Origin of the sequence: Paenibacillus sp. p3-SID1389, from assembly GCF_025151705.1 — a bacterium.
GTDB classification, from domain to species: domain Bacteria; phylum Bacillota; class Bacilli; order Paenibacillales; family Paenibacillaceae; genus Fontibacillus; species Fontibacillus phoenicis.
Genome location: NZ_JALXVO010000079.1, coordinates 1 through 13,656 on the forward strand (window position 1 = coordinate 1; position 13,656 = coordinate 13,656).

At 50.4% G+C, this 13,656-nt stretch carries 17 protein-coding genes; all 17 read right to left on the reverse strand.

The genetic code is table 11. From position 1 onward, the window contains the following. Window positions 1-39: 39 nt before the first annotated feature. Entirely contained in the window at window positions 40-837 is a 798-nt protein-coding gene (locus M3G15_RS20255) for a phosphatidate cytidylyltransferase (protein WP_260071898.1), read from the reverse strand. Between the two features lie 19 nt (window positions 838-856). Next, window positions 857-1,624, reverse strand: coding sequence for an undecaprenyl pyrophosphate synthase (locus M3G15_RS20260; protein WP_016312413.1), 768 nt, complete (start codon window positions 1,622-1,624; stop codon window positions 857-859). Window positions 1,625-1,696: 72 nt separating this feature from the next. After that, a complete protein-coding gene (frr, locus tag M3G15_RS20265) occupies window positions 1,697-2,251 on the reverse strand; it encodes a ribosome recycling factor (RefSeq protein WP_009223040.1) in 555 nt (184 codons plus the stop codon). Then, window positions 2,251-2,979 (reverse strand): UMP kinase, encoded by a 729-nt coding sequence (gene pyrH, locus M3G15_RS20270; protein ID WP_016312415.1) that lies wholly within the window; start codon window positions 2,977-2,979, stop codon window positions 2,251-2,253. Before pyrH ends, frr begins: the two co-directional genes overlap by 1 nt. A 94-nt stretch (window positions 2,980-3,073) precedes the next feature. Beyond that, complete coding sequence (gene tsf / locus M3G15_RS20275) at window positions 3,074-3,724, reverse strand: translation elongation factor Ts (RefSeq protein ID WP_016312416.1); 651 nt, start codon at window positions 3,722-3,724, stop codon at window positions 3,074-3,076. A gap of 199 nt (window positions 3,725-3,923) precedes the next feature. Beyond that, the gene (gene rpsB, locus M3G15_RS20280; RefSeq protein WP_260071899.1) at window positions 3,924-4,622 is read right to left on the reverse strand and encodes a 30S ribosomal protein S2; all 699 of its coding nucleotides are present in this window, start codon (window positions 4,620-4,622) and stop codon (window positions 3,924-3,926) included. Window positions 4,623-4,841: 219 nt separating this feature from the next. Continuing rightward, window positions 4,842-5,459, reverse strand: coding sequence for an endolytic transglycosylase MltG (locus M3G15_RS20285; RefSeq protein ID WP_260071900.1), 618 nt, complete (start codon window positions 5,457-5,459; stop codon window positions 4,842-4,844). Next, complete coding sequence (locus M3G15_RS20290; RefSeq protein WP_028539374.1) at window positions 5,456-6,073, reverse strand: hypothetical protein; 618 nt, start codon at window positions 6,071-6,073, stop codon at window positions 5,456-5,458. The genes M3G15_RS20285 and M3G15_RS20290 overlap by 4 nt, the downstream gene beginning before the upstream one ends. A 35-nt stretch (window positions 6,074-6,108) precedes the next feature. Continuing rightward, a complete protein-coding gene (locus M3G15_RS20295; RefSeq protein WP_016312420.1) occupies window positions 6,109-6,432 on the reverse strand; it encodes a hypothetical protein in 324 nt (107 codons plus the stop codon). Between the two features lie 65 nt (window positions 6,433-6,497). Next, window positions 6,498-7,907, reverse strand: a complete 1,410-nt coding sequence (locus M3G15_RS20300; RefSeq protein ID WP_028539376.1) for a flagellar assembly protein A — start codon at window positions 7,905-7,907, stop codon at window positions 6,498-6,500. A 41-nt stretch (window positions 7,908-7,948) separates the two neighbouring features. After that, window positions 7,949-8,737 carry a FliA/WhiG family RNA polymerase sigma factor gene (locus M3G15_RS20305; RefSeq protein WP_016312422.1) on the reverse strand — a complete coding sequence of 263 codons (789 nt, stop codon included), beginning with the start codon at window positions 8,735-8,737 and terminating at the stop codon, window positions 7,949-7,951. Window positions 8,738-8,752: 15 nt separating this feature from the next. Then, window positions 8,753-9,175, reverse strand: a complete 423-nt coding sequence (locus M3G15_RS20310) for a hypothetical protein (RefSeq protein WP_028539377.1) — start codon at window positions 9,173-9,175, stop codon at window positions 8,753-8,755. 2 nt (window positions 9,176-9,177) lie between these two features. Beyond that, window positions 9,178-9,675: a chemotaxis protein CheD gene (locus M3G15_RS20315; RefSeq protein ID WP_028539378.1), complete on the reverse strand. Its 498-nt coding sequence runs from the start codon at window positions 9,673-9,675 to the stop codon at window positions 9,178-9,180. Next, window positions 9,665-10,294, reverse strand: coding sequence for a chemotaxis protein CheC (locus M3G15_RS20320; protein WP_016312425.1), 630 nt, complete (start codon window positions 10,292-10,294; stop codon window positions 9,665-9,667). The genes M3G15_RS20315 and M3G15_RS20320 overlap by 11 nt, the downstream gene beginning before the upstream one ends. Window positions 10,295-10,298: 4 nt before the next feature. Then, window positions 10,299-10,760 (reverse strand): chemotaxis protein CheW, encoded by a 462-nt coding sequence (locus M3G15_RS20325; RefSeq protein ID WP_016312426.1) that lies wholly within the window; start codon window positions 10,758-10,760, stop codon window positions 10,299-10,301. A gap of 33 nt (window positions 10,761-10,793) precedes the next feature. After that, complete coding sequence (locus M3G15_RS20330) at window positions 10,794-12,878, reverse strand: chemotaxis protein CheA (protein WP_028539379.1); 2,085 nt, start codon at window positions 12,876-12,878, stop codon at window positions 10,794-10,796. A gap of 72 nt (window positions 12,879-12,950) precedes the next feature. Beyond that, window positions 12,951-13,656: CheB methylesterase domain-containing protein (locus M3G15_RS20335; RefSeq protein ID WP_260071901.1), on the reverse strand; the 706-nt coding region annotated here is incomplete at its 5' end.

A 13,656-nucleotide genomic window follows, 5' to 3' on the forward strand; every position in this document is an offset into this window, starting at 1 on the left:
TTCACTTCGTGATGGGAAGCCGATTTTAAATCCACCTTACTAAGGAAGAAGGGTTAGGATATGTATGAACGGGAACACCGTAATCCAACTGTCGCACCGGTCCAAAATCCCGCCATGACCCGGCAACAGCTTGCCGGAATCCTTGATGCCATATACACGCTTGTAAGCCGATTGGATCAAGTCGCCAAATTGGCCGACAACTGCCGCAGATATCCCGATCAGCACGGCTCGTCCAATCGTAAGCAACCCGCCGGAAGCGAGCGCAAAGATCACCGCAACGATGACCGCCAGCAAAACGCCGCCCAGCGCCCCTTCAACGGTTTTATTCGGACTGATCGCAGGCCAGAGCTTATTCTTCCCAAACCGCCGTCCAGCAAAATAAGCCCCTGCATCACTGCTCCAGATCGACGCGAGCATCAGAAACGTCCAGAATAAGCCGTGACCGTCGGGTGTATTGCGTGTTTCTGCAATCGCCGCAAATCCGATGCCGACGTAAACCATCCCAAGATAGAGCAAGGCGATTTGACCGATTGGGATCTCGTTCTTACTGATCACGGTTACCGCAAGGAAGAGCAGCATAAATAACCACAGCACCGCCATATCGCTCAGCGGTCGGTCGATCTCAAGCAGCCGCCACGGAAACGTAAGATAAACCACGCCTAAATAACCCAGGATGGCCGTGCCCTGGAATGCTGGGATGCGCGTCATACATACGAATTCGTAATATCCGATGAGCGCCATAAGCATAATGAGTACATGATAGAGAGTTCCGCCAAGCCAGCACATTCCGAGGAAAAAGCCGCCGGCAATGATCCCCGTTATCAAACGCTGTTTCACCAGTCTACACCTTCCATCGCTAGGTTAATCCGCCGTACCGCCGCGTGCGGCGTTGATACTCCGCCACTGCTTGAACCAAATGCTCCTTGCTGAAATCCGGCCACAGGATATCCGTGAACCAAAGCTCACTATACGCCGTTTGCCATAACATAAAGTTACTTAACCGCAGCTCTCCGCTCGTACGAATCAGCAAATCCGGATCAGGCAACCCGGCGGATAACAGCCGGGATTCAATCGTCTCTGGCGTAATGTCCTCCACCGACAGTTCCCCGGATTGCACAGCCTTCGCAATCCCCTTGACGCTTTCCGTAATCTCGCGACGGCTGCCGTAATTTAAAGCAAAATTCAAGATCAAGCCGGTATTGTGCTTCGTCCGCTCAATCGCTTCCTCCATTGCCGCAATCGTATGCGCGGGCAGCTCATCCGTATGTCCCATCATGCGAACCTGGACGTTCTTTTCAACCAATTCATCCAGCTCGATCGCCAGAAACTCCTGCGGAAGCGACATCAAATAGTCCACTTCATCCTTCGGCCGTTTCCAATTTTCCGTTGAGAAAGCATACAACGTCAAAATGGAAATGCCAAGTTCGTCAGCAGCGATCGTTGCCCGCTTTACCGCTTTCATCCCCGATCGATGGCCGACGATTCGCGGCATACCAAGCCTGCGCGCCCATCTTCCGTTCCCGTCCATAATAATCGCAACATGTTTCGGGATATTGTCCGGGGACAGGCTGACGGATGCCCCAGGATTTTTCTTTTTCCGCCAAGGTTGAAATAACTTGATCATTCCTTTTCCTCCAGCCGATGATGAAAAAGAGACAAAACCCCACCGTAATAGGAGGGGCAGCTTTTTTGTCTCTTAGACTTCCATGATCTCTTTTTCTTTCGCAGCGAGGACCTTATCCACTTCCGCGATAAATTTATCTGTCGTTTTCTGAATGTCTTCTTGATGCCGACGCGATTCATCCTCAGAAATGTCGGTTTTCTCTAGCTTCTTGATGTCGTCGTTCGCATCGCGGCGAATGTTGCGGATCGCCACTTTCGCTTCCTCACCGAATTTCTTCGTCATCTTCACAAGTTCGATCCGACGCTCTTCCGTCAAGGCAGGAATCGTCAAGCGAATGGACGAACCATCGTTTGCAGGCGTTAATCCGAGATCGGATTTTTGAATCGCCCGCTCAATTTCCGATAGCGACGATTTGTCCCAAGGCTGGATCAGCAACGTCCGGGAATCCGGCGTGTTGATATTGGCCAACTGGTTGATTGGCGTCGGCGAACCGTAATAATCAACCTGAATGCGATCAAGCAGCGAAGGCGTAGCTCTACCGGCGCGCAGCGTCGAAAGATCTCTTCTCAGCGCCTGAATCGCTTTCTCCATGCGTTCTTCGGCATGTTTCTTAATCGTTTGCGGCATTAATCTACACTCCCTTTGACGATCGTCCCGATTTTTTCACCGAGAACGACGCGTTTAATGTTCCCTTGTTCGGTAATCGCAAAAACAATCAACGGAATATCATTGTCCATGCACAGCGAGGACGCCGTAGAATCCATGACACCAAGGTTCTTGTTCAGCACATCCAAATACGTGAGAGATTCGTACTTCACCGCGTTTGGATCTACAAACGGATCTGCGGAGTAAACGCCATCCACCTTGTTCTTTGCCATCAGGATGACTTCTGCCTCAATTTCAGCTGCGCGCAGCGCTGCAGTAGTATCCGTGGAAAAGAACGGATTACCCGTACCCGCCGCGAAAATCACAACCCGCCCCTTCTCCAAGTGACGAATCGCCCGGCGCCGGATATAAGGCTCGGCAATTTGCTGCATCGCAATCGAGGTTTGCACCCGAGTTGGCACATCGATTTGCTCAAGTGCGTCCTGCAGGGCCAGGGAATTCATTACGGTCGCGAGCATTCCCATGTAATCCGCCGTTGCGCGATCGATCCCTTTGGCACTCCCGGCAATCCCGCGCCAAATGTTGCCACCGCCGCATACGATGGCAACCTGTACGCCTAACTCGACGACTTCCTTCACCTGTTGGGCAATGGATGCGATCGTATCAGCGTCGATCCCGTAACCGTTTTGACCGGCTAATGACTCCCCGCTAACCTTTAAGACAACACGTTTAAACACTGGCTGTTCCAAATGTATACCTCCACATCGAACTCTTTCGCGGGTTAAAAAAGAAGGAACACGGCGTGTTCCAACTTTCCTTCACATGTATGTGAGATCGTTTTGCTTACTTGTTCACTTGGGACATAACTTCTTCTACGAAGTTGTCCACTTTCTTTTCCAGACCTTCACCCAGTTCGTAGCGAACAAAACGACGGATGGAGATGTTTTCACCGATCGTGCTGATTTTTTCTTTCAGCAATTGCTCAATCGTTTTGTCTGGGTCTTTAACGAAAGCTTGTTCCATCAAGCAGAACTCTTCGTAGTATTTGCCGATGCGGCCTTCAACCATTTTTTCAACGATTTTTTCAGGTTTGCCTTCGTTCAGCGCTTGAGCTTTCAGAATTTCCTTCTCTTTCTCGATTTCCTCTTGTGGAACTTCTTCACGACGAACGTAGCGAGGGCTCATCGCAGCGATATGCATTGCAACGTCGCGTGCAAATTCTTTGAACTGTTCATTCTTCGCAACGAAGTCTGTTTCTGTGTTGATCTCAACCAGAACACCGATACGGCCGCCTGCATGGATATAAGATTCAACAACGCCTTCTGTCGCGATCCGGCCAGCTTTATTCGCTGCAGCAGCCAGACCTTTTTCACGCAAGAGTTCAACAGCTTTCGTCATATCGCCGTTAGCTTCTTCCAACGCCTTTTTGCAGTCCAGCATTCCCGCGCCGGTTTTTTCACGTAGTTCTTTGACCGATTTTGCATCAACAGCCATGTTTAATTCCCTCCATATCGATATATCGGGGATATCCCCTGTAACTGTGTAGGCATAAAACCATCTGCAGATGGAATAAGATCGTACTGCAGAAGCTTCTATCCCGTCCATTTCCTTTAAAAAAAGGGTAGTGAGAGGTTTGACACCTACCAACCACCCTTTTCATTTAATTTATCGATTTAGCGTATGGCCAAAGCCATTAAGCCGTCGTTTGTTCGCCTTGATGAGCTTCGATCACGGCATCCGCCATTTTACCCGTCAACAGTTTTACAGCGCGGATCGCGTCGTCGTTACCCGGAATGACGTAGTCGATTTCGTCCGGATCGCAGTTCGTGTCTACGATACCTACAATTGGGATACCCAATTTGCGAGCTTCGGCAACTGCGATACGTTCTTTACGAGGATCGATTACGAACAGAGCGCTTGGCAAGCTCTTCATGTTCTTGATCCCGCCCAGGAATTTCTCAAGACGTTCTTTCTCTTTGCGAAGAATGATAACTTCTTTCTTCGGCAGAACGGTGAAAGTACCGTCTTCTTCCCAAGTTTCGAGTTGTTTCAAACGATCGATCCGTTTTTGAATCGTTTGGAAGTTCGTCAGCGTACCGCCCAACCAACGTTGGTTAATGTAGAATTGACCAGCGCGTTCAGCTTCTTCTTTAACAGAATCTTGAGCTTGTTTCTTCGTGCCTACGAACAGAATGGTGCCATTCTCTTCAGCAATGCTTTTTACGAAGTTATAAGCTTCTTCCACTTTCTTGACCGTTTTTTGCAGGTCAATGATGTAAATTCCGTTTCTTTCGGTGAAGATATAACGATCCATTTTCGGGTTCCAGCGACGAGTCTGGTGACCGAAATGAACACCTGCTTCAAGCAGTTGTTTCATGGAGATTACTGCCATCTTCACGCACCTCCTAGTTTGGTTTTTTTGATGCTTCCTCCGCAGGTTTCATTTCCCGCTAAGACTCCCTCAATCGCGAGCACCCTTAGCGAAATCATCCTGCGTGCGTTATAACACCGTCAATTAATATACCATAACTAAAATAGGGATGCAACCAAAGTTTGACGCAAAATGACAGCAACATAAAAAGGCGCCTCAGGCGCCTTTTTATACATCTATTTATTTGCTTCCGGAAGCCTTTATGGAGATTTTTGAAATAATCGAATCATAACTTTCGCCAACTTGAAAAGTATAGGTGCCTGCGCGAACCTTGCGGTTGATTTTCTTATTGATTGCAGTTTTCAGAAACGCATCTTGATCCTCAATTACCCCGGCTTGCTCCAGGCCTTGAGCTACGCCTTCCAGCGTTGTCCCAGCCACAATCTTGTATTCCACTGTCGCTGGTTGTGGCGGGTTTGGAGCAGCGGGCTCGTTCGTTCCTCCGGCATTGGGATCAGAAGATGCCGATCCTTCCCCTGCTTCTGGAGCGTCAGGAGCTTTCGGAGACGCAGGTGCATCTGGCTGATTAGGATCCGCCGGTGTTGCATCATCGTTCTCACCCTCATTCCCAGCCGAATCCGATGATTGCCCGGAACGCTCCAACCATTCCTCTTCCGTTAACAATTCCTGATCCGCCTCCACGACCTTCAAACCGGCCAGCACGGCAGCGCGTTCGATTTCCTCCTTCGATTGGAGATCATTTTTGCTGCCTTGTCCAATCAGCATAAGCTGCAGCAGTAAAGCCCCGGCGATGAGTCCGCACCCCAAACCAAGCATAAACTGGCGGTTTTTCATCATCGGGACTCCTCCTTCTTGGCCAGCTGCAGAATCAGCTGAACCTCCCCACGTTGTAAGCCCGTCGCTTTGGCGATCATATCGATCGACTTCCCTTTGTCATACAACTCGAACAGTTCGGGATAACGATCCCGAACCAGATCTTGTTGCGGCAACTCCGGTTCATCCGGTTCCGGAGCTGGTTCTGCAGGCAAATGATCGGACTCCGCAGCAACCGCAGCCTCAAGTTGAGGTTGGATAACTAGCGGGGCATCCACAGGCCCTGAGGATGCAGCATGAATCGGCTTCTCCTTCAAGTTTTGCTCCACAAGTTCAAGCCGTGCTTCCGTTTGCTTGGCGTAAGCTTCTGCATCCCCCAAACGTTGACGCAACTCGGCAATCTGCTCCTGCTGAGCTAACTGTTTGGAGGTTAAATCCTGCTTCATCTTCGCAACCATATCAATTAATTCTTGGTTTTCATTTTCGATTTCCGCCATGTACTGCTCCAAAGTGGCCTCCAGCTCCCTGGCCATTTCCGCTTTGGGTGCCGCTGCTTGGCGTCCTGGCAACAGCAGGGCATAGACAAGCGCCGCTGCCCCAAGCAACACAATGTAAAACCAAGGCTCTCCAAATGACAATCTAATCCTCACCCTTTGCGTTCATGTGGTCTCCTTTATAAAGACAAGTCGATATGCTTGCCCTTATAAGGATGTTCCGCCTTATGATGTCCTTGTCCTTGCTCGTCCGGCTTGTCCTGGGAGCTGCCGTGTTCCTGCTCCGATGTGAAAGAACCTTTCCCTTCGCGCTTTACCGTCGTATTATGAGCACTCTCATCAACGTTAGCGCTGCGCCGGCGCTCAATCTCGCTATCCTTTAACCCTTGAAGCGATAACAGACTTTGGTCATGAAGAGGCCGTTGCTGCTGATCATGTTGTACACGCCCCGCCTCGCTTGTCCGAGGGACTGCGATTTGCATTTCCACGGGTTTCATATTCATGGGATCACCTCAAGATTCAACGAAGGGAATGGATAAATCGAAAAAGCTTCCTTGGCATACCAGGTCTAGATGAGAGGAGACATAGAAATATCCCCTTCGCTAAAATAGAAAGTCATTCGCGAAATGGGCTCCTTAATGTACTTGGTATATCGTCCAATGACGATCTTGGAACCGCCATAAATCATTTTAAGGACTTCAACTCTAGCTTTCCCCGTATCCTCAAGTGCCTTCTCGATCGTCAGAATGCGTTCCTTCATCAGGTTCAGTTCCTGGGTGTTCGATTTCTTGGTCATATTCAGCTTCGCACGCATCTCGAGCTTGTCCTGCGGCAATTTACCCATGGAAGCCAGCTGATCAAGCAGCGTAAGCGCCTTCTCCGTCTTGTCCAAGTTGGCCAACTGGTCCTTGACCTGCTGCCGAAGTTCCAGCAGTTCATTCCGTAATTCAGGTAATGCACCAACTTCGATTGAGGTTAATGTCGACATCGGATTCCCAATAACTCGGGCAACCACTTTCTCCCCAGCTTGAATGTTCCCGCCAACGATCAATCCCTTAGCTCCGTTACAAATAACATCCTGACCAGCACTAATGTTGGAGTGCATAATACTTTGGGACACGATCACGTCTTTTCCCGCATGGACATTACCATCTTGGATAAACGAGCTTTTTACGTTTTGCCCCGCCTTAATCAGGCCTTTATTATATCCGATGATACCTCCGGAGATTTCGATAGAACCGTCTGCAATCAACTCAGCTCCCTCTACTCCGCCTATGACGCGAATATCCCCGGCAGCACTAATGCGAAAGCCTGTCAGCACATTCCCGCGGACAACAACCGTTCCGACGAAATCGATATTTCCAACACCGTAATCGACGTCTCCGTTAATCTCGTAAACCGGGAACACATTAAGCTTCCCCTTTTCCGTTCGCGTCACCAGACCGTCGATGGCGGCATACATTGCGGTCTGTTCCGCATTTAACACAACGTTCTTGCCCACTTTAAATCGTGCTTCTTTACCTTCTCGGCAGGGGATCGCTTCGCCCGTCACCGCCGTTCCAGGGCGCCCTGGAACTGGGGGTACCAACTCAGCAATCAGTTGTCCTTTACGGATGTTATTAAGCCGCGTCACATCCTTCAAATCAACTTTGCCGTCTTCCGTTTCAACCGGCCGATGTTGATTCTCCTCGTCGATGGAGATGGCATAGCGGATAAACCCGTTTTCCCCATGAACCGGCTCTTGCCCCATCGCGATCGGCGTTTTGCTAAAGAAGTATTCCTTAGGATTGGCTGCAAATCGCTTGACGATATCCTCCTGAACCCCATATTTAATGCCTTCGCTCCGCAGGAAGTGAAGCAGCTCATCCGGGGTACATGAAAAATCATCTTCTTTCTTCAGAAATTGCAGATAGGCTACAGTCTTATCATCGTTTAACGTCACGCTCAAGATCTGTTTTAAATTATCCAAAAGCTCCACGAAGCCGTCCCCCTCATCATTCACTCGCTTAAAATAACTCGTCAGTCTTCAGCCAGCAACAAATCGCGTTGCTTCTCCAAACTGCCCCGAAGGCGCAAAATCGCCTTAGAGTGTAATTGCGAAATCCGCGAGGGTGACAAAGACATGACCTCGGCGATTTCGCTCAAGGATAAATCCTCATAATAGAGTAGGGAGACTACTGTACGTTCCTTCTCGGTCAACTTCTCAATCCCTTTTGCAAGGGATTCACGAAGATAGAACTCCCTAACCTTATAATCCGGGTTTTTTGCCTTTTCGTCAACGAGTAAAGTAAGACGAGTCTCCGATTCTTCTTCGCGGATAGGATCCTCCAGCGAGCATAGGGTCATCACGGCAACTTCCTGAAGCATACTTTGAAATTCCTTCTCGCTTACATTGAGATAGGAACTCATCTCAGCGTCAGTGACGGAGCGGAGATATTGCTGCTCTAAATGTTGATAACCTTCTTCGATTTTCTTGGCTTTCTCTCTCACGGATCGGGGAACCCAGTCCCCTTGCCGCAGGCCGTCCAAAATCGCCCCCCGTACCCGCCAAGATGCATAGGTTTCGAACTGAAGTCCCCGTTTGTAGTCAAACTTTTCGACCGCATCGATCAATCCCATAACACCGTTGCTGGCGAGATCGTCCTTGGATACGTTTTTGGGCAAACCGACAGCGAGACGTCCTGAAACGTAGTCGACAATGGGCAGATATTTCTCGATAAGTTGTTTCTTGGCCTCTAAATCACCGTGCTCTTTCCAACTTTCCCAAAGGTCGGCATGATTTAGAGTGGATGTCTTCCGCTCGTTCAATTGCCTTCACCCTCCTTATTGTTCTGTCAGGTGACGAACGACCTTAACCAGCTCTTCAGGATCTTTGCCGTCAGGTGTCTTCACTAATTTTGGCGGATTTAGCGGCGCAAATTGCTTCTCCACATCCGAAGCAGCCGGAGTTGGCTTTAACAGATCATTGAGCTGCTCGCTTTCGTCCGGCGTCAGCAAGTCGAGATTCGTGCCCTTGCCCTCCTCAGATGCGTGGTCAACCTCCGGAGCAGGAGCATAATCCCCTGGCATTTCCTTCAGGAACCCCAACATCCAGTTGGCCGCAAACGCCAACAGAAACCAAACGGCAAACGAAATAAGCCCTCGTACAAAGCTGGTCATGAACAAATTGTTTCCTGCCGAAACGGCATACGTAATTAGAAAACCGATAAAGCCCGACAACAAGTAATATCTCAATTTTCCTGGCATGGCTACAATTCCTTTATCCCCATTTGTACACTTCGCACATATAAGATCCCTGTCATGCTGTCCAGTTCGATCGTTCGGCCGTAATTGCCGCCCGTATCCTCTGCAAGCAATGGAATGCCGAGCTCAGACAGCTGCTCTTTACAGGACTCCACATTACGTGGACCAATCCGCATCGTGTCATTGCTGCCGGCAAAGGTAAACATTTGCGATCCTCCAGCCATCTTGGCTACCAGTCGGCTTGGCCCTGCACCAAGATCCAGCAGTTTCCGGTAGAGTGCCGGAATGGCTGTATCTGCATATTTAGCGATATTTAACGCCCCTTCCCGGGCGATGTCCGAGGAAGGCAACATCACATGCGCAAGACCGGCAATTTTAAGCTGCGGGTCGTATAAGGTTAATCCTACACAGGAGCCTAGGCCGGTTGTACGTATCAATCCCTGCTGAGTAATGACATTCAACTCGGCCATGCCTACCTTGACGACGTACTGCTCATCGATCATGATCAATTGGTACTCCAAGCGCTGCAAAAATTTTGGCGAATGAATCCGGATCCGGAATGAGGAAGAACTGACCTTCCACCTCATCTTGACCTTCAATAAATTTCGTGTCGATCAGCAGGGCGGAATCCCCCATTTCACCAAATTGCAGGAGTCCGTAACTCAAGATCGCACCCGCCATATCTAGAGCTAAAGCAGGTACAGTAGGCGACATTTGCAAGGAGGTGAAATCGGCGAGCGAGGATAAATACGAGCCGGCTAAAATATTACCGATTTCCGATAACGCCGACCATTCCATCTCAGAGAAGGTTTCACCATTATCCACCGTGATGCCGGCCAAGCGAGTCAGCAGCTTCTTCGCCGCTTCCGGGCTTAGGATGAAAAACAAATTGCCCGGCGCATCGCCTTCTACTCGGAAGAATACAGCCAGCACCAAGTTTTCCGCGCCGCCAACACGATCGGCAATCGCTTCAAACGGGAGCATTTGGACCATCGGAACGGCCATATCGATCGGCTTGTCCAGCAACTTGGACAAAGCCGTAGCGGCATTTCCCGCCCCGATATTGCCGACCTCCTTCAAAATATCGATTTTGAAGTCTTCGAACCCTCTGAACAAATCCACGGTACTAGCCCTCTAAGCTTTCTAATTGAATAATTTCCTTCCGGCTGAGCACTTCCGACAAATTCAACATCACCAACAGCCGATCCTCGGAAATCCGGGCTACCCCATGCAGATATTTCGCTTTGATACCGCCAACAACATCCGGCGGCGAGTCGATCAAGTCAGTATTCAGGTCGATCACATCATTAGCAGAGTCAACGATGAAACCAACCTCCATTTCATTAGCCGAGACAATAATGATCCGGGTTTGATCCGTATATTCCGTCTCCGGCAATCCAAAGCGACCGCGCAAATCGATCACCGGAATGACGACGCCGCGCAGATTAATCACGCCTTTAACAAATGAATAGGTCTTCGGAACGCGCGTGATCGGCATCATGCGTTCGATCGTTTGGACTTTGTCCACGTCGATCCCGTATTCTTCATGCCCCAACTTAAATACGATAACTTTTAATTCCTCTCCCATGTGGAAACCCTCCCTTAGAGTGTATAACAGACCTTATTTAATGAAGGCGTTTGGATCGATGATGAGCGCTACCTGACCATCCCCCAAGATCGTTGCACCAGCAACCCCTTGAATCGAAGGCAGATATTTGCCCAGGTTCTTAATGACGATTTCGCTTTGGCCAATGAAATCCTCAATCGCTAGGGCAGCTAGCCTGTCGCCTTTGCGGATCACGACGATTTCTGTCTCCTCTTCATCGCTTTCAGAGAAGCCCGGTATGTCAAACAGCTTCGCAAGCGACATGTATGGAATATGGGTATCGCGATAAGCCACCATCGTATAACCGTGGACTTCTCGAATCTGGTCGCGCCGGATTAAGCCGGTTTCGACGATGGAGGACAGCGGAATCGCATATTTTTCTTCCCCAACCTTAATGAGCATTGCCGAAATAATCGACAAAGTCAGTGGAAGCTGTACGGAAAACTTCGTGCCGACACCCAGCTTCGATTCCACCGAAACGACGCCGCTTAAGGATTCGATTTTGGATTTGACGACGTCAAGTCCAACCCCGCGTCCAGAAATATCGGAGATGACCTCGGCTGTACTAAAGCCCGGAGCGAACAAGAGCATGTACACCTGCTCGTCCGTCATCGAGGCAGCTTCGCTCTCCTTGACGATGCCGTTCTTAAGCGCTCTTTGCAGAACCTTATTACGGTCAATGCCGTGTCCGTCATCTTCGATTTCAATAAACACATGGTTGCCGCTGTGGAAAGCCCGCAACTGAATTGTCCCGGTTTCCGGTTTGCCTGCAGCAATCCGTTCAGCCGTAGATTCTACCCCATGGTCGACGGCATTCCGAAGCAAATGCACGAGTGGATCTCCAATTTCGTCGATGACCGTGCGATCCAATTCGGTTTCGGCCCCTACGATGTTCAGATCGATTTTCTTGTCGAGCGATTTCGCCAGGTCGCGAACCATCCGCGGGAAGCGGTTGAACACGGTATCGACCGGAACCATCCGCAGCTTCAACACGATGTTCTGCAAGTCGCTGCCGACACGGCTCATATGCTCAACGGTTTCCGTTAAGTCGCTTCGTTTGACTTCGGTAGCCAGCTGCTCCAAGCGAGCACGGTCAATCAACAATTCGCTGAGCAGATTCATGAGCACGTCCAGCCGGTCGATATCTACCCGAATTGTACGGGCAGGAGCGGAGGCACCTCCAGCTGGGCGAGCATTTGCTTTTGCTTCAGGTGCTGCAGCTGGTTTAGCTGGAGCGGATTGGGCTTTGGTCTGAGCTGGAGCAGGAGCTGGCGCTGCAGCTTCGGCTGCCGCAGCTGCCTCCTTCGAACCGGCATTCAGTTGTGCCAAAGTTTCATGATCCAGCGCTGCAACTTGTGCCGTATCGATTTCCGACAGATTCATAATCATGCTTTGAATCTCGGCAGAATCTTTTTGAGTTATGTAATAAAGGGAAAAGCTTCGATCAAATTTCTCTTGCTCAATATCCTGTACAGATGGCGAAGACTTCACGATTTCCCCGAATCGTTCCAGGAGATCAAAGACGAGGTAGGCGCGTGCTGCTTTCAATTGACAATCCTCTCGGATCGCCACTTCAATGTACAACACTTTATGTCCTTCCGTGATGGACTGCTCCAAGACGGAAAATTGATATTGATCCAGTTGGATGGCCGATGCACTGTTCGCCGCGGATCCACCTGCTGCCGGCTTGCTTGCCGCCGCACTTCCGCCTTCCGCAAAATCCCCGCGTACGATGGATTGCAGCGCGTCAACGATTTCACTGACGTCCGCTTTCCCTTCGCCGCCTTGGGTAATGTCCTGCACCATCATTTGCAGCGCATCCAAGCTCTTAAACAGAGTGTCGAAGATAAACTCCTGCATTTTCAGCTTCTCGTTCCGGACGAGGTCCAGCACGTTCTCCATCTGGTGCGTGAGCGAGGACAAATCCTCGAACCCCATCGTCGCTGCCATCCCCTTCAGCGTATGCGCCGATCGGAAGATGACTTGAACGATGCTGATATCCTCAGGGTTGTTTTCCAGCTCCAACATTTTTTCGTTTAATGATTGCAAATGATCGTTCGACTCATCGATAAACATGGATAAATACTGATTCATGTCCATGGTGAGGCACCTCCTCCAAGAGATTCCGTTAATAACTCATTTTCGTGGTGAGCTAAAAAAGGGTTAGGATCTTTACAAGCTGGCTTTTTTAGCTACTTCTTGTACAAGCTTAGGGCCAATCTCGTATAGCGGTAATACATGGCTGACGCATTTCAGTTCGATTGCCGAGCGCGGCATACCGAATACGACGCACGTCTCTTCGCTCTCGGCAATAGTGGAAGTCACGCCAGCGTCATAAAGCCGCTTCATGACTTTCGCCCCGTCGCTGCCCATCCCCGTTAGCAGTACAACATGACGTTTCAGTGCTTGCAGCGGGAGCAGCGATTCATACAAGACGTCCACCGAAGGTCGATGTCCGTTGCAAGGCTGGTCGGTCGTCAAATGTACGCGATAACCGCCTGCCGGACTAGGCACGACGTTCATATGGAAACCTCCCGGAGCAATGTATGCCGTCCCACTTTGCAGCTCCTGGCCTTGCTCCGCCTCAACGACGTTGAGCTCGCATAAGCTGTTCAGCCGCTGAGCGAGCGACTTGGTAAAGTTCGGCGGCATATGCTGCACGATGACAATCGGTGCCGGAAAGTCCCCCGGGATTTTCTCCAAGACGGCTTTGAGCGCCTTGGGGCCCCCGGTTGAAGTACCGATCGCAACAAGATCGGTGAACTCCTCTGGAGGGCGTCCGCAGCGGGGACGCCCTCTGCCGGCATCGCCGCCCGCCTTCTCCCGGGCGGCGGCCACTTCCGCCGCCGGCTCAAGCCGCGGCGGCGATGTGGGCCTT